The organism is Bradyrhizobium sp. FW305-F6, from assembly GCF_058782905.1.
Genome location: NZ_JBYSYD010000001.1, coordinates 1,027,143 through 1,051,164, shown reverse-complemented (window position 1 = coordinate 1,051,164; position 24,022 = coordinate 1,027,143). Strand labels below are relative to the sequence as shown.

Annotated in this window: 19 protein-coding genes; 10 read left to right on the top strand and 9 right to left on the bottom strand. The window is 65.2% G+C overall.

The genetic code is table 11. From position 1 onward, the window contains the following. Positions 1 to 16: 16 nt before the first annotated feature. The 5 genes from AC3WLX_RS05120 to AC3WLX_RS05100 all read left to right on the top strand — a co-directional run bounded on the left by AC3WLX_RS05120 (position 17) and on the right by AC3WLX_RS05100 (position 6,833). A complete protein-coding gene (locus AC3WLX_RS05120; protein WP_492334944.1) occupies positions 17 to 1,918 on the top strand; it encodes a potassium transporter Kup in 1,902 nt (633 codons plus the stop codon). Between the two features lie 139 nt (positions 1,919 to 2,057). Next, positions 2,058 to 3,992 carry a potassium transporter Kup gene (locus AC3WLX_RS05115; RefSeq protein WP_492334943.1) on the top strand — a complete coding sequence of 645 codons (1,935 nt, stop codon included), beginning with the start codon at positions 2,058 to 2,060 and terminating at the stop codon, positions 3,990 to 3,992. 208 nt (positions 3,993 to 4,200) lie between these two features. Beyond that, entirely contained in the window at positions 4,201 to 4,527 is a 327-nt protein-coding gene (locus AC3WLX_RS05110; RefSeq protein WP_492334942.1) for a rhodanese-like domain-containing protein, read from the top strand. 8 nt (positions 4,528 to 4,535) lie between these two features. Further along, complete coding sequence (locus tag AC3WLX_RS05105) at positions 4,536 to 5,714, top strand: aminotransferase (protein WP_492334941.1); 1,179 nt, start codon at positions 4,536 to 4,538, stop codon at positions 5,712 to 5,714. Between the two features lie 6 nt (positions 5,715 to 5,720). Further along, the gene (locus AC3WLX_RS05100) at positions 5,721 to 6,833 is read left to right on the top strand and encodes a polyamine ABC transporter substrate-binding protein (protein ID WP_492334940.1); all 1,113 of its coding nucleotides are present in this window, start codon (positions 5,721 to 5,723) and stop codon (positions 6,831 to 6,833) included. A gap of 155 nt (positions 6,834 to 6,988) precedes the next feature. Here AC3WLX_RS05100 and AC3WLX_RS05095 read toward each other — a convergent pair whose 3' ends face one another. Continuing rightward, positions 6,989 to 12,019 (bottom strand): autotransporter domain-containing protein, encoded by a 5,031-nt coding sequence (locus AC3WLX_RS05095; RefSeq protein WP_492334939.1) that lies wholly within the window; start codon positions 12,017 to 12,019, stop codon positions 6,989 to 6,991. Positions 12,020 to 12,206: 187 nt separating this feature from the next. On the opposite strand from AC3WLX_RS05095, the gene AC3WLX_RS05090 reads away from it, so the two are divergent. Then, positions 12,207 to 13,937 (top strand): winged helix-turn-helix domain-containing protein, encoded by a 1,731-nt coding sequence (locus tag AC3WLX_RS05090; protein WP_492334938.1) that lies wholly within the window; start codon positions 12,207 to 12,209, stop codon positions 13,935 to 13,937. A gap of 3 nt (positions 13,938 to 13,940) precedes the next feature. Here AC3WLX_RS05090 and AC3WLX_RS05085 read toward each other — a convergent pair whose 3' ends face one another. From AC3WLX_RS05085 to AC3WLX_RS05060, 6 genes are all read right to left on the bottom strand, one after another. After that, positions 13,941 to 14,873 carry a lipid A biosynthesis lauroyl acyltransferase gene (locus AC3WLX_RS05085; protein WP_492334937.1) on the bottom strand — a complete coding sequence of 311 codons (933 nt, stop codon included), beginning with the start codon at positions 14,871 to 14,873 and terminating at the stop codon, positions 13,941 to 13,943. An 8-nt stretch (positions 14,874 to 14,881) separates the two neighbouring features. Next, positions 14,882 to 16,159 carry a beta-ketoacyl-ACP synthase gene (locus AC3WLX_RS05080; RefSeq protein WP_492334936.1) on the bottom strand — a complete coding sequence of 426 codons (1,278 nt, stop codon included), beginning with the start codon at positions 16,157 to 16,159 and terminating at the stop codon, positions 14,882 to 14,884. Positions 16,160 to 16,180: 21 nt separating this feature from the next. Further along, complete coding sequence (locus AC3WLX_RS05075; RefSeq protein ID WP_291624727.1) at positions 16,181 to 17,383, bottom strand: beta-ketoacyl-ACP synthase; 1,203 nt, start codon at positions 17,381 to 17,383, stop codon at positions 16,181 to 16,183. Further along, a complete protein-coding gene (locus AC3WLX_RS05070; RefSeq protein ID WP_492334935.1) occupies positions 17,380 to 17,850 on the bottom strand; it encodes a 3-hydroxyacyl-ACP dehydratase FabZ family protein in 471 nt (156 codons plus the stop codon). The genes AC3WLX_RS05075 and AC3WLX_RS05070 overlap by 4 nt, the downstream gene beginning before the upstream one ends. A 10-nt stretch (positions 17,851 to 17,860) precedes the next feature. Beyond that, on the bottom strand, positions 17,861 to 18,148 hold the full coding sequence (locus AC3WLX_RS05065) for an acyl carrier protein (protein WP_007592476.1): 288 nt from the start codon (positions 18,146 to 18,148) through the stop codon (positions 17,861 to 17,863). A 220-nt stretch (positions 18,149 to 18,368) separates the two neighbouring features. Continuing rightward, entirely contained in the window at positions 18,369 to 18,710 is a 342-nt protein-coding gene (locus AC3WLX_RS05060; RefSeq protein ID WP_492334934.1) for a hypothetical protein, read from the bottom strand. A 214-nt stretch (positions 18,711 to 18,924) separates the two neighbouring features. Between AC3WLX_RS05060 and AC3WLX_RS05055 the strand changes: the two genes are divergently transcribed. The 4 genes from AC3WLX_RS05055 to AC3WLX_RS05040 all read left to right on the top strand — a co-directional run bounded on the left by AC3WLX_RS05055 (position 18,925) and on the right by AC3WLX_RS05040 (position 22,716). Then, complete coding sequence (locus AC3WLX_RS05055) at positions 18,925 to 19,548, top strand: ParB-like protein (RefSeq protein WP_492334933.1); 624 nt, start codon at positions 18,925 to 18,927, stop codon at positions 19,546 to 19,548. Positions 19,549 to 19,699: 151 nt separating this feature from the next. Beyond that, positions 19,700 to 19,843: a hypothetical protein gene (locus AC3WLX_RS05050; RefSeq protein WP_492334932.1), complete on the top strand. Its 144-nt coding sequence runs from the start codon at positions 19,700 to 19,702 to the stop codon at positions 19,841 to 19,843. Positions 19,844 to 19,990: 147 nt separating this feature from the next. Then, entirely contained in the window at positions 19,991 to 20,158 is a 168-nt protein-coding gene (locus AC3WLX_RS05045) for a hypothetical protein (protein WP_492334931.1), read from the top strand. Next, the gene (locus AC3WLX_RS05040; RefSeq protein WP_492334930.1) at positions 20,155 to 22,716 is read left to right on the top strand and encodes a cation-translocating P-type ATPase; all 2,562 of its coding nucleotides are present in this window, start codon (positions 20,155 to 20,157) and stop codon (positions 22,714 to 22,716) included. The genes AC3WLX_RS05045 and AC3WLX_RS05040 overlap by 4 nt, the downstream gene beginning before the upstream one ends. A gap of 95 nt (positions 22,717 to 22,811) precedes the next feature. On the opposite strand, the gene AC3WLX_RS05035 is transcribed toward AC3WLX_RS05040, so the two are convergent. Both AC3WLX_RS05035 and AC3WLX_RS05030 read right to left on the bottom strand, forming a co-directional pair. Continuing rightward, the gene (locus AC3WLX_RS05035; protein ID WP_291624720.1) at positions 22,812 to 23,315 is read right to left on the bottom strand and encodes an MgtC/SapB family protein; all 504 of its coding nucleotides are present in this window, start codon (positions 23,313 to 23,315) and stop codon (positions 22,812 to 22,814) included. A 10-nt stretch (positions 23,316 to 23,325) separates the two neighbouring features. After that, entirely contained in the window at positions 23,326 to 23,907 is a 582-nt protein-coding gene (locus AC3WLX_RS05030) for a peroxidase-related enzyme (protein WP_492334929.1), read from the bottom strand. Positions 23,908 to 24,022: the final 115 nt, after the last annotated feature.

The following is a 24,022-nucleotide window of genomic DNA, read 5'->3' as shown; positions in this document are numbered from 1 at the left end:
AGCGTTTCTCACCCCCATGACGGCGAGCACCACACAGGCCGAAACCCAGGACGGGCAGCCGGTCACATCAGGCTTTTGGGCCCTTACGCTCGGGAGCATCGGCGTCGTCTTCGGGGATATCGGTACCTCGCCGCTCTATGCCTTTCACGAGGCGGTCAAGGGAGCGGCCCATGGCGAGCCGGTCTCGCGGGCCATCGTGCTGGGCGTGCTCTCGCTGATCCTGTGGGCGCTGCTGATCGTCGTCACCGCCAAATACGTCCTGTTGCTGTTGCGCGCGGACAATAACGGTGAGGGCGGCACGCTCTCGCTGATGGCGCTCGGCCAGCGCGCGCTCGGGCGGCGAAGCTGGGTCCTGCTCGCCCTCGGCGTGGTCGGCGCCTCCATGTTCATCGCGGATTCCATGATCACGCCGGCGATCTCGGTGCTGTCGGCAGTGAATGGCCTCAAGCTCGCAGCACCCGCGCTCGAGCACTATGTCGTGCCGCTCACCGTCCTCATTCTGGTGCTGCTGTTCGCCGTGCAGAGCAAGGGGACCGCACTGGTGGCCTCGGCGTTCGGGCCCGTCATGGTGGTGTGGTTCACCGTCATCGCGGTGATGGGGGCCGTGCACATCGCCGACGACCCCTCGGTGCTGGCCGCAATCAATCCCTATTATGCAGTGCAGTTCGTGCTGTCGCACGGCGTGATCGGCCTCGTGACGCTCGGCGCCGTGTTCCTGGCGGTGACCGGAGGCGAGGCGCTCTATGCGGATCTCGGGCATTTCGGCCGCAAGCCGATCCAGTCGGCCTGGATGTTCTTCGTGCTGCCTGCGCTCCTGATCAACTATTTCGGCCAGGGGGCGCTGGTGCTGTCCGATCCCAGCGCGATCGAGCATTCGTTCTATCGCATGGTGCCCGAGAGCCTGGTGCTGCCCCTGGTTGGACTTGCGACGGCCGCAACCGTGATCGCGAGCCAGGCGGTGATCACGGGCGCCTATTCGCTGGTCCACCAGGCCGTGCAGCTCGGTCTGTTGCCTCGCTTCGAGGTGCGTTACACCTCCGAATCCCATGCCGGCCAGATCTATCTGCCCCGCGTCAACCGGCTGTTGCTGATCGGCGTGATGCTGCTGGTGCTGCTCTTCCACACGCCCAGCAATCTGGCATCGGCCTACGGCATTGCAGTCTCCACCACCATGGTGGCCGACGGCATCATGGGCTTCGTCGTGATCTGGAAGTTGTGGAATTGGCGCGCAGCGACGGCCGCCGCCGTGATCGTACCTCTGGTCATCGTCGATCTGAGCTTTTTCAGCGCCAACCTGCTGAAGCTTCTCGACGGCGCCTGGGTGCCGCTGCTGTTCGGTTTCGTCATGGCGGGGACCGTCTGGACTTGGCGCAAGGGCTCGGCAATCCTGATCCAGAAAACGCGGCGGATCGAGGTGCCGCTGGACGATCTGATCCGGAGCCTGGAGAAGCGGCCGCCGCACATCGTCAAGGGCACGGCGGTGTTCCTCACCAGCGATCCCGCTTTCGTGCCGACCGCGCTGCTGCACAATCTCAAGCACAACAAGGTGCTGCACGAGCACAACGTGATCCTGACCATCGAGACCGCGCAGACGCCGCGGGTCGATCTGTCGGAGCGGTTCAGGATGGAGAAGATCAGCGACAAGTTCTCCAAGGTCCGTCTGCGCTTCGGCTATATGGAGCAGCCGAATGTGCCGAAGGCGCTCGCGATCGCGCGCAAACAGGGCTGGCAGTTCGACATCATGTCGACGTCGTTCTTCGTGTCCCGGAGATCCCTGAAGGCTTCGGCGCAGTCGGGCATGCCGCTGTGGCAAGACCATCTCTTCATTGCGCTGAGCCGATCCGCCAACGACGCGACCGACTATTTCCAGATTCCCACCGGGCGGGTGGTTGAAGTCGGAACCCAGGTCACCATCTAACCGCCATTGCACGAGTTATGCAGATTTGCATATCGAGGGCCTGAAAACGGGCTAGGCTATGCCCGCAGCGCAGGACTATAAGCCGCGCGCTCTTCCGCCGTTGTGCAGTGAAGCATTTTAGAGGCCACTGGGCTCTCCCATGACAAGCGACGTAGTGATTACCGCCCCGGAAACGGCGGCGGCCAATGGGCATGGCGAGGCCCACACCACCGCCGGTTTCGGTGCGCTGACACTCGGCAGCATCGGCGTCGTCTATGGCGATATCGGCACCAGCCCGCTCTACGCCTTCCGCGAGGCGGTGACGGCGGCTTCAGGGCACGAGGGCCTGCCGACGGCTGCGGCTGTGCTCGGCGTGCTCTCCCTGATCCTGTGGGCGCTCATCCTGGTGGTGACGCTCAAATATGTCGTGATCCTGCTCCGTGCCGACAACAATGGCGAGGGTGGCACGCTGGCGCTCATGGCATTGGCGCAGCGAGCGGTCGGCGCCGGTCCGGGCGGGGCGACCATCGTCCTGCTCGGCATCATTTCCGGAGCCCTGTTCTACGGCGATGCCGTGATTACGCCGGCCCTCTCGGTGCTGTCGGCGATCGAGGGCATGAAGGACGTTACGCTGCGGTTCGAGCCTTACATCGTTCCGCTGACGATCGTGATCCTGGTCGGCCTGTTCGCCGTGCAGTCGCGCGGCACCGCGCGGGTGGCCGCCTTCTTCGGTCCGATCATGTGCGTCTGGTTCACGGTCCTCGCGGTGGCGGCGATCCCCCCGATCATCGAGCAGCCGCACGTTCTGCTCGCACTGAATCCGCTCTACGCCGTGTCGTTCATGCTGACCCATGGCGTCGTCGGCTTCGTGACGTTGGGCGCGGTGTTCCTGGCCGTGACCGGTGCCGAGGCGCTCTATGCCGACCTCGGCCATTTCGGCAAGCGGCCGATCCAGACCGCCTGGCTGGTGATGGTGCTGCCTTCGCTGGCGCTGAACTATCTGGGGCAGGGCGCGCTGGTGCTCGGCGATCCCGGCGCGATCGTGAGCCCGTTCTTCCAGCTCTTCCCGCAAGGCTTCCTGCGCGGCTGCATGGTCGTGCTCGCCACCATGGCGACGGTCATCGCCAGTCAGGCCGTCATTACCGGCGCCTATTCCCTGACGCGTCAGGCGATCCAGTTGGGGTTGCTGCCGCGCTTCGAAATTCGTCATACGTCCGAGGCCCATTCCGGGCAGATCTTCATTCCGCGCATCAACCAGCTGCTGCTGGTCGCGGTGGTGCTGCTGGTGCTGCTGTTCCGCTCTTCCAGCGCGCTCGCCTCCGCCTATGGCATCTCCGTCACCGGGACCATGGTGGTCACGGCGATGATGGGCTTCATCGTGATCTGGAAGGGGTGGCGCTGGTCGGGGCTCGCCGCCGCCGCGCTGATCGCGCCGTTCCTTTTGCTCGATCTGACCTTCCTGAGCGCGAACCTGCTGAAGGTGTTCGAGGGCGGCTGGGTGCCGCTGGCGCTCGGTGCCGTCATGATCATCCTGATGTACACGTGGCGGCGCGGCAGCCGGCTGCTGTTCGAGAAGTCGCGCAAGCTCGAATTTCCGCTCGCCGACCTCGTCGCGATGCTGGAGAAGCGGCCGCCGCAGCGCGTCCCCGGCACCGCCGTGTTCCTGACCTCGGATCCGCTCAGCGCGCCGACCGCGCTGATGCATAGTCTGAAACACTACAAAGTGCTGCACGAGAAGAATGTCATTCTCACTATAGAGACTGCGCAGACCCCGCGGATCGATCCGGCGGAGCGGGTGAAGCTGGAGCAGATTTCACCGACCTTCTCCAAGGTGACGCTGAAGTTCGGCTTCATGGAATCGCCCAACGTCCCGAAGGCCCTCGCGATCGCCCGCAAGCTGGGCTGGCAATTCGACATCATGTCGACCTCGTTCTTCCTGTCGCGAAGGGCGCTCAAGCCCGCCGCCCATTCCGGCATGCCGCGCTGGCAGGATCGGCTGTTCATCTCGCTCAGCCGCTCCGCCAACGATGCCACCGACTATTTCCAGATCCCGAGCGGCCGCGTGGTCGAGGTCGGCACGCAGGTGACGATCTAGGACTGCGTTCGATCAAGTGGCCCAGTGTCCACCTCTCCCTACGGGAGAGGTGAAGTGCCCCGAAAGCTGCACTTCAAGCCGCTGCGATTTAGCTTTAACTTGCGCGGGACGGCTCAAGCCTTTGTGGCGCTTGATTTTCGTCGCCCGAGAGGCGAGGTTGCCGCCGGCCGGGGATCGCCCGGCCCGCGGCCCGACGTTGGAGGATGATGTGGCAAATCAAGTGCAGGATCTGACCCCGGACGAGGTCGCCAAGGGTGTCGCCGAAGGGCGCTATCTGCTCGTCGACGTCCGTGAGCCCAACGAGGTCCAGGCCGAAGCTTACCCTTACGGTGTCGTGGTTCCGCTCTCGACCTTCGATCCGAAGGCGGTCCCCGATCCGGCGGGCAAGGAGGTCGTGTTCGCCTGCCGCTCGGGCAAGCGCTCGGTGACGGCGTCGCTGGCGGCGCAGGCGGCGGGCCTGCCTTACGACAAGCATTTGGCCGGCGGCATGCTGGGCTGGAAGGCGGCGGGACTTCCCAGCAAGGTCGGTGGCTGATCGGGTCGATGTCGAAGAGCTCCAATCTAAACAAGGTCTTTGCCGACCTTCCCGTCACCATCTTCGAGGCGATGTCGCAGGCCGCGCGCGACAACGATGCCATCAATCTCGGCCAGGGCTTCCCCGACGATCCCGGGCCCGAGGACATCCGCCGCGCCGCGGCAGAGGCCTCGCTGAACGGCTACAACCAGTATCCCTCGATGATGGGCCTGCCGGAGCTGCGCCAGGCCATCGCGACTCACTACGACCACTGGCACGGCCTCAAGCTCGATCCGATGAGCGAGGTGATGGTCACATCAGGCGGCACCGAGGCGCTGACCTCGGCGATCCTCGCGGTGGTGCAGCCCGGCGACGAGGTGGTCTGCTTCCAGCCGGTCTATGATTCCTACTTGCCGATCATCCGGCAGGCCGGCGGCATTCCGCGCCTCGTCCGGCTCGAGCCGCCGCACTGGCGCTTGAACGAGGACATGCTGAAAAGCGTGTTCAATTCAAAGACCAAGGCGGTGCTGTTCAACAACCCCTTGAATCCCAGCGCGGTGGTCTATCCGCGCGAGGACCTCGAGCTGCTGGCGCGCTATTGCCAGGAGTTCGATGTCATCGCGATCTGCGACGAGGTCTGGGAGCACGTCACCTTCGACGAGCACAAGCACATTCCGCTCATCACCATCCCCGGCATGCGCGAGCGCACCATCAAGGTCGGCTCGGCCGGCAAGATCTTCTCGCTGACCGGCTGGAAGATCGGCTTCGTCTGCGCGGCGCCGCCCTTGCTGCGCGTGGCCGCCAAGGTGCACCAGTTCCTGACCTTCACCAGCGCGCCGAACCTGCAGGCCGCCGTCGCCTACGGCCTCGGCAAGGCCGACGACTACTTCCTGTCGATGCGCAAGGATTTGACGCGGAGCCGGGACCGCCTGACCAAGGGCCTCGAAAGTCTGGGTTTCCCTGTCCTGAAGTCGCAAGGCACCTACTTCCTCACCGTCGACCTGTCGCCGCTGGGGCTCAACGAAAGCGACACCGAGTTCTGCTGGCGGATCGTCAGGGATTACAAGGTGGCGGCGATCCCGGTCTCGGCCTTCTACGAGCAGGACCCGGTGACGTCGGTGGTGCGGTTCTGTTTCGCAAAGAAGGACCAGACCCTCGACACCGCGCTGGAGCGGCTGTCGGACGCGGTGCGTGGACGCAAGAGGTAGACTGGAATGACGACCGTCAGCCGCTCCGGACTTGGGCTGGGTCTTGCGATCGCCGCAGCGCTGGCATGGCTCTCCGCGCCCGCCGGCGCCGAGCAGCGGGTCGTCAACTTCTACAACTGGTCCAACTACATGGCGCCGGAGGTCCTGGAGGCCTTCACCAAGGAAACCGGCATCAAGGTGGTCTACGACACCTTCGATGCCAACGAGACGCTGGAGACGCGGTTGATGGCCGGCAAGTCCGGCTACGACGTCGTGGTGCCCACAGCGTACTTCCTCCAGCGCCAGATCAAGGCCAACATCTTCCAGAAGCTCGATAAGTCGAAGCTGCCGAACCTTAGCCACGCCTGGCCGATGGTGACCAAGCATCTTGGGACCTACGATCCCGGCAACGTCTACGCCGCCAACTACATGTGGGGCACGACCGGCATCGGCTACAACGTCGCCAAGGTGAAGCAGATCCTAGGGGCCGACGCCAAGATCGACAGCTGGGACATCGTCTTCAAGCCGGAGAACCTCGCCAAGTTCAAGGACTGCGGCGTGCACATGCTCGACTCCGCCGACGACATCTTTCCGGCGGCGCTGAACTGGCTGGGGCTCGATCCGAACTCGACCAAGCAGGCCGACCTGGAGAAGGCCGCCGAGGCCGTTGCGAAAGTCCGTCCCTCCGTGCGCAAGTTCCACTCCTCCGAATATTTGAGCGCGCTTGCGACCGGCGAGATCTGCTTCGTGGTCGGCTGGTCCGGCGACATCATGCAGGCCCGCGCCCGCGCAGCGGAGGGCAAGAGCGGCATCGAGATCGGCTACGCCATTCCGAAGGAAGGCGCGCAGATGTTCTTCGACAATCTCGCGATCCCCGCGGATGCCAAGAACGTCAGCGAAGCCCACGAGCTGATCAACTATCTCTATCGCCCGGACGTCGCCGCCAAGAATTCGGACTTTCTGTCCTACGCGAGCGGCAACCTCGCCAGCCAGAAGCTGGTCGATCCCAAGATCCTTGGCGACAAGAACATTTATCCGGACGAGGCGGCGCTCGCAAAACTGTTCGTCATCACGGCGCGCGAGCCGGCAACGCAGCGGATCATCAACCGGCTGTGGACGAAGGTGAAGACGGGGCGGTAGTCGTTCGGGAACCGGCCCGACAAACAAATTCCGCAAAACAACCCCATGCACAGCAGAAGCGCAACCTTACGGGTGGCGGTCGTGGCGGTGCTTAAGTCCTGATCCTGCTTGGCTTAATTGACGCGCGGGCGCAACACCGCGCACAGCGCGTCGCATCACCACTCATATCGCACCGTGCCCTTGCCGGTGTAGGTCTGCGTGCTCTGCGAGAACTCACCCTCGACCGTTCCTGCGAGTGAGAGGCCGTTTCGCCACTTCATCTCGGCGCGACCACCGACCAGTGCAGAGTCCCCCGCCGGTTGCGCGCCGCTGACCGTGAAGGCCGCGCCCGGCAGCGTCTGGAAGGCGGCGCTGACGAGGCGGTTGGTGTTGGAATCGTGCGCCCAGGCGAGCCGGCCGCGCAGCGTGAGCACGCCGTCCTTGACGAGGAAGCGCTGGTCGGTACGGGCGCCGAGCTCGGTGCGGACATTGGTGGTGTCCTGCGCGCCGTAGGACAGCGCGAACTGGTTGCTGCCGACGAGCGCGGTCTCGCCGTACCCGGGGAGGTGGAAGGTGGTGGCCTGCACGGCCGCATAAGGCGTGACGCCGAAGCTGGAGGCGGGGATGGGTGCGAAGCGCCAACCGGCCTCCAGACGGCCGGCAAAGGTGCTGGCCCTGAAGTTCGCGGTGAGCTTGTCGGTGCCTGATACCGTCACGGTGCGGTCGGTGGTGACGTCCTGCCAGCCATAGGCGAGGGCGGCCGAGAGGTAGGCCGGGCCGAAATTGTGCCGGGCATAGAGGCCGGCCTGGAAGACGTCGGCACGGCCGCCGCCGAGGCTATCGGCGACGGAGAAATTGAAGCCCGCGCCGCCGAGCGCGAAGCCGACCAGCGTATCCGGCGAGACGCGATAGTCGGCGCCGACCACGGTGCCGTAAATGCGGCTCGTGGTGGAGCTTGAACCCGCCGCCGCGTTGCCGCTCAAATTGCTGCGGCCGCCGTAAGCAGAGGCCCACACGCCCCAGCGCCGGTCGATGACATCGCCGCTTGTCTCGCGCGGCGTCACCGCGGCATAGGCTTCGCGCATCCTGGCGTCGCCCTGTGTGGTGGTGGCATAGCCGAGCGTGCTGCCGTTCATGCTGCGCTCGCCGTCCATGCCACCGCCGACCGGGTCGAGCATGTCCAGGAACTGCTGCATGGCGTTGAACGCGGCCTGCGTGCTGGCGGCGCCGGGTTGGCCCGAGACCTCGCTGAGGGCCCGGTTGAGCTGCGCGCCGCTCATGTTGAGCAGTGTATCGAAGCCGGCCGGTGGCGTCGCGCCGCTCTCGACCGCGTTGTTGATGCCGCCGGCGACGCCGGTCTGGTTGCCGCTCGTTCCGGCCGGCAGCTCGATCTTGCCGGGATCGAGCACGAGATAGACGTTGTTGAGGTCGTAGCTGAGGCGCGGATTGCGGGCAGGGCTGAAGCTTCCGGCGATGGTCAGCCCGGCGAATTGCGTCCCGCCGAGTCCTCCGCTCGCATTCAGAAGCGTGAAGGTCTGGCCGCGAAAGCTGCCGGGAATGGCCAGTGCCTGCACCGTGGCGCCGGTGAGTGTCGCGGTGCCCGAAACGTTGGTGCGGTCGGCTGCGGTCGTGGAGATCTCGACCGTGTAGAAGCTGCCGGCGGCGAACGCCAGATTGCCGCTGACGGTCAGCGTGCCGATGGAATTGCCGGGCGCCAGCGCGCCCCCGCTCGCAATCGTCGTGTTGCCGACGATGCCGGTGCCGCCGAGAATGGCGTCGCTGTTCACGGTGATACCGCTCGATGCAGCGATCGAACCGTTGACCGCGAGCGTGCCGCCGTCGACGGCGGTCGCGCCGGTGTAGGTGTTGACGCCCGACAGGGTCAGCTTGCCGGTGCCGACCTTGATCAGCGATATCCCGGTGATGCTGCCGTCGCCGGTGAGCACGCCGGTGACGACGGTCGACAGGTTGTTGCTGCCAACCGCCAGCTCTGCGCCGTTGAGGTCGAAGCGGCCGTTGCCGGCGATCGAGCCGGCGGTGAGCTTGCCGTCGCTGTTCGGGCCGGGGGTGAAGAAGTTGATAACGGCGCTGGACGCGGTGTTGATGAGCTGTGCACTGCCGGGCGTCGAATTGCCGTCGAACAGCACATTGCCGCTGTTGTTGATGACGGCGTTGCCGGCTGTGGTGTTGCCGTAGAACGTCAACTGATTGGTGTTGGTGATAGTGGCGTCGCCGGCCGTGGCGCTGGTTGCGAAGACCAGCTGCGCGTTGTTGGTAATGGCCGCATTGCCGGCCGTCGCATTGCCGTCGAACATCAGGGTGCCCGCGGACACCATCGCGCCGGAAAAGCTTGCCGCGCCGCTCAGGGTCAGCGTTCCCGCACCGGACTTGGTCAGCGTGCTGCCGCTGATACTCTGGCTGATGACGAAATTGTTGGCGGCGTCCACAATGTCGAGCGTGCCGCCGCCGGCACCCAGATTGACGGTGCGTGTGGTGGCGTTGAATGCCGTGCCTGCTATTTGCAGGGTACCGCCGTTAAAGGTCAGGCCGCCCGCGAGGTCGCCGAGATTGGCGTCGGAGGAGACGCTGACCGTTCCGCCGGCGAAGGTGGTGCCGCCGGTATAGGTGTTGGTGCCCGACAGCGTCAGCGTACCGGTGCCTGATTTCACCAGCGAGCCGCCGGTGCCGCCGCTCGTGCCGCCGTCCGCGATCACGCCGCTGACGGTTGTCGAGAGATTGTTGCCGCCGACCGTGAGCTCGTTGGCACCGAGATAGAAGGTGCCGTTGCCGGCGATCGAGCCGGCGCTGAGCTTGTGGTCGCCGTTCGGGCCGGAGCTGCCGGAGAAGTCGAAGACGGCGTTGGCTGCGTTGTTGATCAGCTGCGCATTGCCAGCGGTCGAATTGTCCTGGAAGGTGGTCGTTCCGCCGGCATTGTTGGTGATCACAGCGCTGCCGGCCGTGCTGCCGACGACGAAATCGATGGTATTGCTGTTGGTGATGGACGCGTTGCCGGCCGTGGAGTTGTCGCGGAAAACCAGCAAATCGGCGTTGGTGATGGTCGCGCTGCCAGCCGTGCTGGTGTTGTAGAAATACAGCCAGCGATTGTTGGTGAGAGTGGCGCTGCCTGCCGTGCCGGTGTCGTTGAAAGACAGCCATTCGTTGTTGGTGATAACAGCGTTGCTGGCCGTGCTGCTGCCATAGAAATACAGGTAGGCGCTGTTGGTGATGGTTGCGGTGTTCGCCGTGGCGTTTCCTTGGAAAATGGCTCTGCTGTTGGCGCTGTTGGTGATGTTTGCGCTGCCCGCAGTGCTGGTATCGTTGAAATACAGGAAATTGTTGTCGCTGATGATGGTCGCGCTGCCCGCCGAACTCGAATTGTTGAAGTAGACGTTGCCGGCGGCGCTGTTGGTGATGGTGCCGCTGCCGGCGGTGCTGGTGTCGTTGAAGTTCAGGGTGCCGCTGTTGGTGATGTTGGCGATGCCGGCAGTGCTTGCGTTGCGGAAGTTCGTGGTCCCGCTGTTCGCGATGCCCGTGATGCCGCTCGTGCCGGCGTTGACGACGTCGAATGTGCCGCCGGCGCCGATGGTGACGGTTCCCACAATCGATCCGACCCCGCTGGAGCTGCCGAGCTGCAACGTGCCCGCGTTGATGGTGGTGCCGCCGGTGTAGGTGCTGGCGCCGCTCAGGATCAGCGTGCCGGTGCCAGTCTTGACGATGCCGAACGAGCCGCCGGTTTCGCCAATGGCGCCGGCCTGGGTGGCGCTGCCGGTGGCGACGTCGAGCGTCGTGCTGCCGCGAAGGTCGATCGCATTGCCGATTGTGACGCCGTCGGCATAGGCGATCGTTCCGCCGTATGTCGTCAGCACGTTCGCGCCGAGCGCATTGTTGTTGGCGAGCCGCAGCGTGCCGGCGTTGAGCGTGACGCCGCCTGTGAACGCGTTGTTGCCGGACAGGGTCAGCGTGCCCGTGCCGGTCTTGACGATGCCGAACGCGCCGCCGGTTTGCCCAATGGCGCCGGCCTGCGTCGCGCTGCCGGCCGCGATGTCGAACGTCGTGCTGCCGCGGAGGTCGATCGCATTGCCGATTGTGACGCCATCGGCATAGGCGACAGTCCCACCGTAGGTCGTCAGCATGCCGGTGCCGAGCGCATTGTTGTTGGCGAGCCCCAGCGTGCCCGCGCTGAGCGTGACGCCGCCGCTGAACGTGTTGCTGCCCGACAGCTTCAGTGTGCCGGTGCCGGTCTTGACCAGCGAGCCGCCGGTGCCTGCGATGATTCCGCTAACTTCGGTCGAGATGTTGTTGGAGCCGACGGTCAGCTCGTTGGCACCGAGATTGTAGGAGCCGGCGCCCGCGATCGAGCCGGCGCTGATCTTGTGGTCGCCGTTGAGTCCCGTCGTGGTCGAGAAATCGACCAAGCCTCCGACATTGTTGGTGATGGCGGCAGTCCCGGCCGTGCTGTTGTCGCTGAAAGACAGGGTGTAGTCGGTCGTGATGGCGGCATTGCCGGCCGTGCTGCTGTTGGCGAAATACACGCCGCCGCTGGCGGTGATGGTGGCGCCAGCGGCGGTGCTGTTGTCGAAGAAATATAGACCGCCGCTGTTGGTGATCGTGGCGGTTCCCGCCGAGCTGGTGTTGAAAAATTGAAAGAGCCCGCCATCACTGAGGATGGAGGCGCTGCCGGCCGTGCTGGAGTCCTCGAAAAAAAGGCCCACCTGGTTGGTGATGGAGGCGGTGCCAGCCGAGCTGGCGTCGTGGAAAGTCGTAAAGGCGTTGACGGCGACATTGACGATGGCGGCGCTGCTGGCCGTGCTGGCGTTGTAGAAATTCAGGAAAAGGTCGTTTGCGATGGCGACGCTTCCGCCATTGACGGTAATGCCGGCACCCGTGAAGTTGAGTTCGCCACTGTTCTCAAAAGTGTAATTCGGTGCGCCCGCATTGAACGTCCAACCGCCCATTGTCACGGCGGAGCTCATCCACAGGTTGTTGGTGTTCGTCGCGCCGAAATACGCGGTTCCGGTCGGCACTGTGCCGGTGTCCCAGTTGGCGCCGACGCCGTAGACGTTGGTCCCTGGCGAGGCCAGCCAGGTCGCATCCTGCGCGCGCGCCGGCGTGGCCGGCAGCGCCCAGGCCAGGGCTAGCGCAGACGACGTCAGCAGGGCGGCGCGCAGGCGGCCGCTCGCTTTGAAACAATCTTTCCCCGTCCTCACCAATTCCCCCGGCGCACAATCACGAGTCCTCGACCGGATTCTTGGCATCGGGGCGGGAAGGGTGTCCTGATAAGGGGTTGGCTCATTTCTGAAAGTTTCTGATATTTGCGTTTCAGGCCCGATTTTCGGGCAATTTCGGCAGACTTCCGCTATATGAGCCGCCTTGGGAGACGCTTTGGGGGATAGCTTGCTTCGTTTCGCCGGCTTCGAGCTGGACCAGCAGCGCGCGGAGCTGCGCGGGGCCGATGGCGCGCCGATCAAGCTCCGGCCCAAGACCTTCGAGATGCTTCGACTGTTCGCCACCAGCGGCGGACGGGTGCTGAGCAAGCAGGAGCTCATGGAGGCGGTCTGGCCGAACGTCCATGTCGGTGAGGACAGCCTGTTCCAGTGCATCCGCGAGCTGCGCACCGCCCTCGGCGACGAGCGGCGGCAGCTGATCAAGCTCGCCTCCGGCGGCGGCTATCTGCTGGCGACGGAGGTCGTGGCAGCTCCCGCCGCCGATCCGGCGCAGGCCAAGGGGACGAGGCCGCATCCGACCGGCGGGGTTGTGCCCCTGCCACCGGCCGAGGTCGCTGCTGTGAGGCCGCAGCGCGCCATGTTCGGCTTGAGCCGCAAGGCTACGGTTGCCGCTGTAGCCGGGCTCTTCGTGATCGTCATGGGGCTTGCGGTTGCTGCGCCCGTGCTGAAGCCGGATCTCCTCTTCAAGCGAACGCCGCCGAGGCTCGCGGTGATGCCGATCGTCGACGAGAGTAACGATGCGCACGGCGCGGCGATGGCTGCCGAGGTCACCGCGCGCCTCACCGATGGTTTTGCCAAGATCCAGAACATCAGCGTGGTTGCGCCGCGATTGGCGGCCAAGGGCGGCGCCGGCGCTGCTGCGTCCGCCGCGTCATCCGATTACGAGCTGCGCGGCGAACTGGAGCGTCGCGACCGGTCCTGGACGCTGCGCGCGCGGATCATCAAGGCTGCGACCGGCGAGGTCCAGTCGGTCGTCGCAACGTCGGTCGGTGGGGAGGAGATGGATGCGCAGCTCGCGCAGTCGCGACTTGTCGCCGGCGTCGGTCACGGGCTTGCGCGCCGTCTCAATGAAATTCTGGAGTCGCGTGTGCCGCGCGCCACAGTCGCCGGCACGTCGGCCGGGGGCGACAAGGTCGTCGTCGAGCAGGCGCTCGCATCGATCAACCAGACCACGCGCGAGCGTTTTGGCGCAGCACAGGCCATGCTGCAGAAGGCCCTCAGCGATGATCCTGATAATCTCGAGGTCGCGGTTGCGCTCGCTTCGCTGCAGATGCGCGGCATCCAGATGGTCTGGTTCAGCCCGGAGGAGGCCGTTGCAGTGGAGGCCAGGGCCAACGCGACGCTCGAGCAGGCGCTACGGTCGAGGCCGAATTCGATTGCCGTGCTGGAGGCCTATTGCCGCTTCCTCAGCGCGACCAACCATTTCGTGGAAAGTCTCGTCACCTGCGCCAAGGCCTTGAGCTTCGATCCGTGGAATGGATCTGCGCTCTATCTGATCGGCCTCGGGCAGGTCTATCTCGGCCGCTTCGACGATGCGCTCGCGACGTTCCTGCAAGCCGATCGTTACGACACGCCGCAGGCCTCGCGCTGGACCTGGCTGCTCGGCGCGGGCATGACCTACGCCTTGATGGGACGCTTTGAGGAGGCATTGCCCTGGCTGCAGCGTTCGATCGCTATCACGCCCGGGACCGGCCGCTCGCACTTCCTGCTCGGGGCCGCCTACCAGAGAACGGGCCGCCTCGAAGAGGCGAGGGCGGCAATCGCCGAGGGCCTGAAGCTGCGGCCCGGCACGACCAGGCTGAACGTCTCGCCGCCGATGAAGAACGCAAGCCCGGTCTGCATCGCAGCCTGGGAACGCGTCGTCGAGGCCGAGGTGGATGCGGGGCTGCCCGAGCAGTGAGTCCTACCGCCACCTGCGATGCAGCCACAGCCACTGCTCCGGATGCTCTCGCACCCAGCTTTCCACCACGCTGGTGATTGCCTGCGTCGTGCCCTGGATGTCGATCTTGCCGTCGGCATCGCGGACCGGCTGGATCTCTTCGGTGAGCTCGCCGCGGAAGCGGCCGCCGGGCAGGCGGATGATGCGCACGCCGTGGATCGGGCATTCGATCTGGCGCAGGAGCCGCGCCAGCATGGGGTTGGCGCGGGTCTTGCGGCCGAAGAAAGTGACCTCGACGCCGCCGGTCAGATACTGGTCGATCAGCATGGCGACGTGCTTGCCATCCTTGAGCGCCTGCGCGAGCCGCAGCGGCGCGTCGCGGCCGGCCGGGATCAGCGTGCCCATATTGACCTGGCGCATCTCCTGGATGATGCGGTCGGCCGAGGCGATGTTCGGCCGGCGATAGAGGATCGCGGTATCCAGCCCGTGCGCGACGCCGGCGAGCGCCGGCAATTCCCAATTGGCCAGATGCGCGGCGAAGATCAGCGCCGGCTTGCCGTCGTCGCGGATCCGGTCGAACAGCTCGATGCTGCGTTGGGGAATTTCGATCCGGCTCTTCTCCGGATGGTCGCGATCGTAGTCCCAGACGTGGTCCATATGGGCGAATTCGGCGCCGACGCGGCCGAGATTGTCCCACACGCCCATCAGAATTTCTTCGATCTCCTCCGGCGATTTTTCCGGAAAGGCGGCCGCGAGGTTGGCGCGGCCGATGCGGTGCTCGCGCAGCCGCGGTCCGATCAGCTTCACGGCGCGGGCAAAGAAGTTCGAGGTCTTGGCCGGATCGAAATAGCGGGTGGTACGCAGCATCGCGACGGTCGCGGCGCCGATCAGGCTTCCGCCGATCGACTTGGCAGCCGCCCGCGCGCGGGCCTTCGTGCTCGCAGTCAGCAGTGCCATGCGTCCGGTCAGGCCGGTTCGCGGGTCAGGATCAGCGAGGCGTTCTGGCCGCCGAAGCCGAACGAGTTCGACATCACGGCGGTGACGCGGGCATCGCGCGCCTTGTTGCCGACGACGTTGAATAGGATCGTGGGATCCGGATTGTCGTAGTTGATCGTCGGCGGAATGCGCTGATGCTCGAGCGTGAGCAGCGAGAAGATCGCCTCCACCGCGCCGGCGGCCGAGATGGTGTGGCCAACCATCGATTTGTTGGAGGTGACCGGAATCTTCTGCGCGAGGTCGCCGAACACGGCCGAGGTCGTGTTGAACTCCATCTTGTCGTTTTCGGGCGTCGCGGTGCCGTGCGCGTTGATGTGGTCGATCTGGTCCGGCGTCATGCCGGCATCGGCCAGCGTCTTGTTCATGCAGCCGATGATCGGCTTACCGTCGGGCGAGGAGCGGGTGCGGTGGAAGGAATCGGTGAGCTCGCCGCAGCCGGCGATGACTCCGAGGATCTTCGCGCCGCGCGCAGTCGCCGCCTCGTAGCTTTCGAGCACCAGCGCGCCGGCGCCTTCGGCCATCACGAAACCGTCGCGGTTCTTGGAGAAGGGGCGGGAGGCCGCCCGCGGCGGCTCGTTCTGCGTCGACAGGGCCGACAGCAGCGAGAAGCGCACCAGCGCTTCCGGGTTCACGGTGCCGTCGGTCGCAACGCACAGCGCCGCATCCGTCTCGCCGCGGCGAATCGCCTCGACGCCCAGCTGGATCGAGGTGGCTCCGGACGCGCATGCCGTGGACAGCGAGATCGGCGAGCCCTTGGTGCCGAAGGTCTCGGCGAGATGGGCGGCAACCGAGCCGAACATGAAGCGATGATGATAGGCGCTGTACTTGCCGCCGCCGGAAATGCGCAGCAGGTCGTCATAGGTGATGTCCTGCTGGCCGACGGCGCGACCGAGCTCGCGACGCTGCGGCCATTCGACCTCGACCGGCGCGACCGCGAGGAAAAGCGGACCCGGGAAATCGGCCTTGGCGCCGATGCCGGCTTGCTCCAACGCTTCCTCCGTCACCAGCTCGGCCATCCGCTCGGACAGTGCGGTGGACGAGAACGGATCGACGGCGACGAAATCGACCGTGCCGGCCATCGTGGTCTTGAGGCCGTCGACCGGAAAACGCGTGATGGTGCGGATGCCGGATTCGCCGGCCACGAGCTTCGCCCAATTGTCGGACTTGCCGGCACCGAGCGAGGTCATGATGCCCATGCCGGTGACGACGACGACGGGACGCCCGAGTTTGTCGCGTGGTGCAGTCATGTCGATCCCCGCTTGAGCTAACTATACCGCCTCGACCAGCGCCATGCCTTCGCCGCGCCAGTGTCCGGCCCCCACCACCACGATCTGGGTGGGCGCGCCCTGCATTTCAATCTCGGTCCCCGTGGAATCATTCGGCGGGAACAGCGCACCGCGCGAGATCGACAGTGCGGCGAGCGCAATTCCGAGCGGGAATTGCGTTTCCATGGCGTGGCCGAACATCGTACCGGTCGAGCGCACCGGAAAGTCGCGGTGGCCCTTCAGGAAGTCGCGCTCTTCCGAGGTCGCCGGCTCCGCACCGGTCGCCCCGGTGATGATCGCGCCCTTGCCCTCGCGCTTCGGCAGCTCGGTCCACAGCTTCTCCAGTGTCGCGGCCATATCGCCGGGCTGCTTGCGCTTGGCGAGGTCGGCGACGACGCTCGACAGTCTTGCGAACGGCTTTGCGCCGCGCGCTTGCGCGTGCGTCTTCGACTCCAGCACCAGGAAAGCGCCGGCCGAGCCGAGCGCGAAACCCGGATGATCCTTGCGCGCCCACACGGGAGCGAACTTGTCCTTCAAATTGAAGTCGCCGAATTCGTAGAGGACGAGCAGGTCCTTGCGCTCGCCATTGTGCGAGCCGCCGACCAGCGCGATGTCGCTCTCGCCCGAGGCGATGCGCGCGAGCGCGATGCGGGCGGCATCGGCGCCGGCGACCTCCTCACCCATGAAGGTGCGCGAGGTGCCCCCGAGGCCGTGCACGATGGCGATGTTGCCGGCGAGCAGGTTGGAGAGCTGGGCCAGGAACAGCGTTGGCCTGAGATCGCTCATCAGCCGCTCGTTGAGGAAGCCTGGCGCGTTGGCGCCCTTGGCCTCGGCGGTGAGAATCCCGGTGTCGACGTTGAGATCGCGCTCCCCGCCGCCGGCGGCGACCACCATGTCGATCTTCGAGAGAATGTCCTTGTTGCCCTTGATGCCGGCCGAGTCGAGCGCAAGGCCGGCGGCATAGGTGCCGATGCGCTGCCAGGCTTCCATCTGACGCTGGTCGCCCTTCTTCGGAATCTGGCTGTCGAAGCTGACGGGCATCAGCGGATGCACGACGTGGGGCGCAAAGCCCTTCTCGTCGACATTGATGCGCTTCTCCTGGAGCGCGGCCCAGTTGGCATCGAGGCCTTCGCCCAGCGAGGTCGCGAGTCCAATACCGGTGATCCAGACTTCCGTCTGGCCGGGCTTCGAAGCAGTGTCAGTCATGGCGATACGACCTGTTGCGGAAAGCCGACGCGCTCGGCGATCTTCGCCATGTGTCCGCGCATATCCGCATTGGGGAAGGGAATCAGCGTGAAGGTCAGCGCCGAATTGGCGCGCAGCTTGCCACCGACCTTGATCTTGGCCTCGGTCATGGCATAGCCAGAGCCTTCATGGGCGAGGCTCGCCTCGATGCTCATGAGATCGCCCGGAAACACCGAGCCGCGCACCTTGGCTTCCTTGACGGCGGCCAGGATCGGCATGCGCTCGAACTTGAACACGCCGAGCTGAAGCCAGCCGGAGGCCTGCGCCATCGATTCGATCAGGAGCACGCCGGGCATCAAGGGGTAGCCCGGGAAGTGCCCCTCGAAGATGGTGCTTTCCTGCGGGACCCGGGCTTCGACGACGATCGTCTTCTCGTCGACCTTGAGGTCGACGATGCGATCGATCATGTGGAAGTATTCGAGTTGCATGACTGCGCCCTTAGGCGCTCGCGCCCTTGGCCGCAACCAGTTCGTCGATGCGGGCGCACAGATTCTTCAGCACGAAATACTGCTCGGTGGTCGCCTTGCCGTCATTGACCTCCTGAGTCCACTTTTCCAGCGGCAGCTTGATGCCGAACTGCTTGTCGATCGCGAAGGCGATATCGAGGAAATCGAGGCTGTCGATGCCGAGATCGTCGATGGCATGGCTATCCGGCGTGATCGTGTCGCGCGGGATGTCGCAGGTTTCAGCGATGATCGTGGCGACCTGATCGAATGTGGAAGACATCACTAAGCCTTTGATATTTTGCGGGTATTTTTCGGGTTTCCAGAGTGGCACGGTGGGTGGGCATCGCGCCCCTGATGACGCCCTCAAACCCCCCTCTGGCCGGGTCGAAAGCCCGTATATCGGAGCGCCGCCCCGAGTTCAATGGAGCCGGACAGCCCCGGGGGCGGGGCTGGGGACGCCGGCCAGAGCCCTTTTCCGAAGACCCGGGCGCCGGCGGCGCCTAGATGTGCGGCGTCGTGATCTTGGCGCAGTCGCGGCGGCCCATCAGCACGCAATCCTGGGTCCGGCGCAGGTCGGCGATGTTGACCGCGAGCCAGATCCCGATCGCGGTCAGCGCGATGGTGAAGGCCAATGCCGCGATGTTGGCGAGCATGCGCTGGCGGTAATTGTCGGATTCGATGCGGGGCTGCTCGTAGCGCGACAGGTCCAGCCGTTCGGGCGCGGCGCGGAGCGGTTGCACGGTGCCGCTGCCGCGCTGGACCGTCGGGGAAGCCGGGGTGCGCGGCCTGAACTGGAGCACCCGGTGCTCGTCATCAGAGCTTATGGGCCGCTGGTTGTTCATCGGGCGGGATCACTCAGAAGCGGCTATCTAGATAGCATATGTGAGGTGCGCGTAGAAGAAAATCTTCTCAATGCCCGCGTGCATGTGTGCACTTGCACTATTTCGCGTGGCGGGAGCGTTTCGGGAACTGCCAGCGTGCATTTTGTCGCCGCGGGGGCCATGGCATAGTCAGGGAATCCGAGCCATCAGCGGCAACCCGTCAGGACCCTTCGACATGACCAATACGCGTGAGCCGCGAGTGCATCCCGTTTCGATCCTGTCGCTGCGGCCGACGCAGATGACTGTCGGCATGCGCGAGGTCAAGGAGAAGCGCAGGCGCTGGCGCGAGCACGACAAGACCAAGCAGGCCGACCTGCTCGGCAAGCACATGATCCCGGTCGTCTACGGCCCCGACGCACGCTACTACGTGATCGACCATCATCATCTCGGCCGCGCTCTGCACGACGAAGGCGTCAAGAAGGTGCTGGTGACCGTCATTGGCGACCTCAGGATGGTGGAGCGCGAGGCTTTCTGGGGCGTCATGGACAACAAGCGCTGGGTTTACCCTTACGACGCCAAGGGCGAGCGGCGGTCGTTCCGCGACCTGCCGAAATCGGTTGCCGACCTCAAGGATGATCCGTTCCGCAGCCTTGCCGGCGAATTGCGCCGCATGGGCGGCTTTGCCAAGGACACCACACCGTTCTCCGAATTCCTGTGGGCCGACTTTCTGCGCCGGCAGGTCTCGCGCAAGGCGGTGGAGGCCGATTTCGACAAGGCTCTCGAGACGGCAATGGCCGCGGCCAGAAGCAAGGCCGCGATCTATCTGCCTGGCTGGTGCGGCCCAGAGGACGACGATTAGGGCCTTGATTAGGGGCCTTGCGCCCTGCGAGCACGAGCAATCGCAAGGCATCACAGTCTCTTGAGCGACATCATTTTTCCTCGCCGTGAAGCGGTCCTGAAACAGAGGCGTCCCACTTCTATGGGGTATCGAGCCCATACAGGAGGCCGAAATGCGCCGTCTGGTTTTCGCCGTTGCCGTGCTCGCCGTCGCCGTGGCAGGGATTTCGGCATCATTTGCCGCAGTTCACCACGCCAAGTCGCCGACATTTGCGGAGCGCTTTGCGCCTGCTCTCGAATTGATGGCAAAGCGCTAGCGGCCCGCTCGTCTGGTCACGCTTGATCTTCCGCAATTGGCTGCGGCTGACGGCGGCTATTGTCCGGCTGCATGATGACCCGAGCCGCGTTGCGCCCCGATGTCGAGGGCGGAGCGGTTGAAGGTCATGCCGACCGGAGACATGGCCGTGAGCATCATCTTCCGCATCCTCTTTATCATCGCCGGCGCGATCACCGCGCTGTTCGTTGCGCGTGATGCTCTGAATTTCACCATCATCCAGACTTTCGTCGCCGTGCTGCTCGTCACCGCCGTCGTCGGTGCCGGCAGCCTCTGGAGCCTGCGGCGGAAGACGTGAGCGAGCTGGAAGGCAGCAGCCTGGCAGGGCTGAGCGAAACCGAGGCCCGGCTGCGGCTGCAACAGGACGGTTTCAACGAACTGCCGCGAACAGAACGGCGCACGCCGCTGCGCATCGTTCTCGAGGTGTTGCGCGAGCCGATGCTCTCGCTCCTTCTGTGCGGTGGAATCGTCTATCTCCTGCTCGGCGATTTCCGCGAGGCAGTGCTGCTCCTGGCGTTCGGTCTCATCTCCGTCGTGATCACCATCGTGCAGGAGACACGCACCGAACGGGTGCTGGAGGCATTGCGGGAGCTAACCAGCCCGCGCGCGCTGGTGGTCAGGGACGGGGAGCGCCGGCGGATCGCCGGCCGTGACGTCGTCCGTGGCGATCTCCTGGTCCTCTCCGAGGGCGATCGGGTCCCGGCAGATGCGGTGCTCGTCAGCGCGCGGGATCTTGCCGCCGACGAATCGCTGCTGACCGGCGAGTCGGTTCCGGTGCGCAAGCAGCTCGCCAACACACAGGCTGCGGACGCCTCCCTGGCCGATCATCGTCCGGGCGGCGATGACCAGCCCTTCGTGTATTCGGGCTCGCTCGTCGTGCGCGGCGAGGGCCTCGCCAGGGTCGAGGCCACCGGTCCCCGCAGCGAGATCGGCAAGATCGGACTGTCGCTGCATGGCTTGCAGCCGGAGCGGCCCCGGCTCCAGCAGCAGACCGCGCGGCTGGTACGGCTTTGCTTTGTCGGCGGCGTGGCGATCAGCCTCGCGGCTGTCCTGCTATACGGAACGTTGCGCGGAGATTGGCTGCAGGCGTTGCTCGGAGGCATCGCAATCGGCATGTCCATGCTTCCCGAGGAGTTTGCCGTCGTCCTCACGGTGTTCATGGCCATGGGCGCCTGGCGCATCTCGAAGGCGCGGGTGCTGACGCGGCGCGCCGCCGCGATCGAGGTGCTCGGCTCCGCCACGGTGCTGTGCACGGACAAGACCGGCACGCTGACGCAGAACCGGATGTCGGTCGCGGCGCTGAGATTGCACGACGGCACAATCGTGCGCCCTGCAGCCTCGCAGGTGGCTCCCGTCGGAGCAGAGTTCTTCGAGCTGGCGCGCTGCAGCGCTCTGGCGAGCTCGCCCGAACCGTTCGATCCGATGGAGAAGGCGTTGCACGCCTTCGTGCAGGCCGCTGTGCCCGATGGCGAAGCCGCTGACGCTCGCACGCTGGTACGCAGCTACGGTCTGCGGCCCGAGCTGCTGGCGATGACGCAGGTCTGGCGATCGTCGCACCGCCCCGGGTATTTCGCTGCGGCGAAAGGTGCCCCCGAGGCGATTGCGCAGCTTTGCAAGCTGGACGATGCCGACCACGAGGCGATGCGCGATGCCGTCGCCGCGATGGCGAAGGACGGTCTTCGCGTGCTCGGCGTCGCCGCCGCAAATTACGACGGCGAGGACCTGCCGCCCTCCCAGGACGGCTTCGCTTTTCGCTTCATCGGTCTCGTCGCTCTCGCCGATCCGCTTCGCCCGGGCGTGCCGGAGGCGGTGGCCGAATGCCGATCGGCCGGCATCCGGGTCGTCATGATCACGGGCGACTATCCCGCGACCGCCCTGGCAATCGCCAGGCAGGCCGGGCTCGACGTGAAGGAGGTCGTCACCGGCGAGCAAATCAGGCTCGCGTCCGACAGCGAGCTCGAGGCACTCGTCGGGAACGTGACCGTCTTCGCGCGGGTTCTGCCAGAGCAGAAGCTACGGATCGTTCAGGCGCTGAAGCGCTGCGGCGAGATCGTTGCGATGACCGGCGACGGCGTCAACGATGCGCCGTCCTTGAAGGCCGCCCATATCGGGATCGCGATGGGCGGCCGCGGCACCGACGTTGCTCGCGAGGCGTCATCCATCGTGCTGCTCGACGACGATTTCAGCTCCATCGTCGCATCCATCCGCCTGGGACGCCGGATCTACGACAATCTGCGCAAGGCGATGGCCTTCATTTTCGCCGTCCACGTTCCGATCGCGGGTTTGGCCCTGTTGCCGCTGGTCTTCGGGTTGCCCGTCATCCTCGGCCCCGTTCACATTGCGCTTCTGGAACTGATCATCGACCCGGTCTGCTCGCTTGTGTTCGAAGCCGAGCGGGAGGAGCGCGACGTCATGAAGCGACCGCCGCGGCGTGCCGATGCGGCGCTGTTCTCCTGGCCCCTGATCGCCTGGAGCGTCCTGCAGGGCGCCATGGCCTTCGCCTTGATCGCAGCGATCTTCGTCGGAGCGCTCCGTTCCGGCGTTCCATCCGATGAAGCGCGCGCGCTCGCATTCATCGCGCTCGTCATCTGCGTCGCTACGCTGGTACTGGTCAACCGCTCCTTCAGCGCATCCTTCTTGTCCGCCTTCTTCCGTCCGAATCCGGCGTTGCTCTGGATAGCCGTAGCGATCGCGTCCATTCTGGCGGCTGCTCTGCTGTGGCCGCGAGCGTCCAGCCTGTTTCGGTTCGGTCCGTTGCATCCGGACGATCTGGCGATCACGCTCGGCGCGGGATTCTTGTTGCTGACCGTGCTCGAATTGCTGAAGCCGATCTGGGCACGACGGCTGCGATTCTGAAGCGCGATGAGATTTGGACGGATCGTCATCGCGCGTCAGGTTTTGCTTGCGCATGATCCTTCCGGAAAGGCGTTCGCGCTTTTCCAGATCATGCTTTAGCCGCTCTGCCGGTGATCCATCCTCGGCGGCGTTTCCACCTGGTGCGGATCTTCCTTGCCGCCAAGCATGCGATGCAGCCGGCGCTCGAGACGGCGGCCGATCGTGAGCAGAACGAAAGTGAAGGCCAGTGCGGTCAGCACGATCTTCCATTGCCCTGCGCCACAGGTGATGCCGAGACAGGCGGCGAGAAAGGTGCAGGCGGCGCTGGTCAGGCCGCGCACGCGAAAACGATCGCTCTCGTGAACGATGACGCCGGCTCCGAGGAAACCGATACCGGTCAGGACGCCCTGGATCACGCGGCTCGTCGCATCGGTGATCTTGCCGGGGTCGCCGAAGGGCACCGCGAGCAGGACGACGGTTGCGGTGGAGAGTCCGACGATGCCGAGCGTCTTCAGCCCGATCGGCTTGCCGTGCAGGTCGCGGTTGAGGCCGATCGCGCTGCCGGCGAGCGTCGCTGTGCCGAGGCGCAGCAAAATTTCGGGCCAATCGAGCTCGGTCATGGCGTGACTGTCATTTCTTCGGCAGGCGTCCCATCAGGTAGAATTCCTCGTTCGGCCGCATGCCCGTGACATTCGCCATCCGGTTCGACAGCGCGAAGAAAGCGGAGATCGCGGCGATGTCCCAGATGTCGTCGTCGCTGAAGCCGTGCGGCTGCAGCGCTGCGAAATCATCTTCCGAAATCCGCTGCGCGTCAGTCGAGACCTTCATGGCGAAATCGAGCATCGCCTTCTGCCGCGGCGTGATGTCGGCCTTGCGGTAGTTCACCGCGATCTGGTCAGCGATCACAGGGTTCTTGGCGCGGATGCGCAGGATCGCGCCATGTGCGATCACGCAATATTGGCACTGGTTCGCGGCCGACGTCGCCACCACGATCATCTCGCGCTCGGCCTTGCTGAGGCCGCCGTCCTTCTCCATCAGCGCATCGTGATAGGCGAAGAAGGCGCGGAACTCGTCGGGGCGATAGGCCAATGTGAGGAAGACGTTGGGCACGAAGCCGCTCTTCTCCTGCACGGCGAGAAGCCGCGTGCGGATGTCGTCGGGCAGCGTGTCGAGGGCGGGAGCGGGGAAGCGTTGCGCGGCGGTCTTTGTCATGGGCATGGATTCCGGCTTGGGGCTGGAAACCATAGTCGATGCGGGTGGCGGGCTCAACGTAGGACGATGGGGGCGCGTGCCACACACTCGCTGTCATCGCCCGATTTAATCGGGC

Bases quoted from the DNA above. Each gene is read 5' to 3' on its own strand.
- AC3WLX_RS05120 (WP_492334944.1), top strand. From the start codon at position 17: ATGACGGCGAGCACCACACAGGCCGAAACCCAGGACGGGCAGCCGGTC.
- AC3WLX_RS05055 (WP_492334933.1), top strand. From the start codon at position 18,925: ATGACCAATACGCGTGAGCCGCGAGTGCATCCCGTTTCGATCCTGTCG.
- AC3WLX_RS05065 (WP_007592476.1), bottom strand. From the start codon at position 18,148: ATGTCTTCCACATTCGATCAGGTCGCCACGATCATCGCTGAAACCTGC.
- AC3WLX_RS05060 (WP_492334934.1), bottom strand. From the start codon at position 18,710: ATGAACAACCAGCGGCCCATAAGCTCTGATGACGAGCACCGGGTGCTC.
- AC3WLX_RS05115 (WP_492334943.1), top strand. From the start codon at position 2,058: ATGACAAGCGACGTAGTGATTACCGCCCCGGAAACGGCGGCGGCCAAT.
- AC3WLX_RS05080 (WP_492334936.1), bottom strand. From the start codon at position 16,159: ATGACTGCACCACGCGACAAACTCGGGCGTCCCGTCGTCGTCGTCACC.
- AC3WLX_RS05035 (WP_291624720.1), bottom strand. From the start codon at position 23,315: ATGACCGAGCTCGATTGGCCCGAAATTTTGCTGCGCCTCGGCACAGCG.
- AC3WLX_RS05085 (WP_492334937.1), bottom strand. From the start codon at position 14,873: ATGGCACTGCTGACTGCGAGCACGAAGGCCCGCGCGCGGGCGGCTGCC.
- AC3WLX_RS05050 (WP_492334932.1), top strand. From the start codon at position 19,700: ATGCGCCGTCTGGTTTTCGCCGTTGCCGTGCTCGCCGTCGCCGTGGCA.
- AC3WLX_RS05030 (WP_492334929.1), bottom strand. From the start codon at position 23,907: ATGACAAAGACCGCCGCGCAACGCTTCCCCGCTCCCGCCCTCGACACG.
- AC3WLX_RS05105 (WP_492334941.1), top strand. From the start codon at position 4,536: ATGTCGAAGAGCTCCAATCTAAACAAGGTCTTTGCCGACCTTCCCGTC.
- AC3WLX_RS05075 (WP_291624727.1), bottom strand. From the start codon at position 17,383: ATGACTGACACTGCTTCGAAGCCCGGCCAGACGGAAGTCTGGATCACC.
- AC3WLX_RS05100 (WP_492334940.1), top strand. From the start codon at position 5,721: ATGACGACCGTCAGCCGCTCCGGACTTGGGCTGGGTCTTGCGATCGCC.
- AC3WLX_RS05070 (WP_492334935.1), bottom strand. From the start codon at position 17,850: ATGCAACTCGAATACTTCCACATGATCGATCGCATCGTCGACCTCAAG.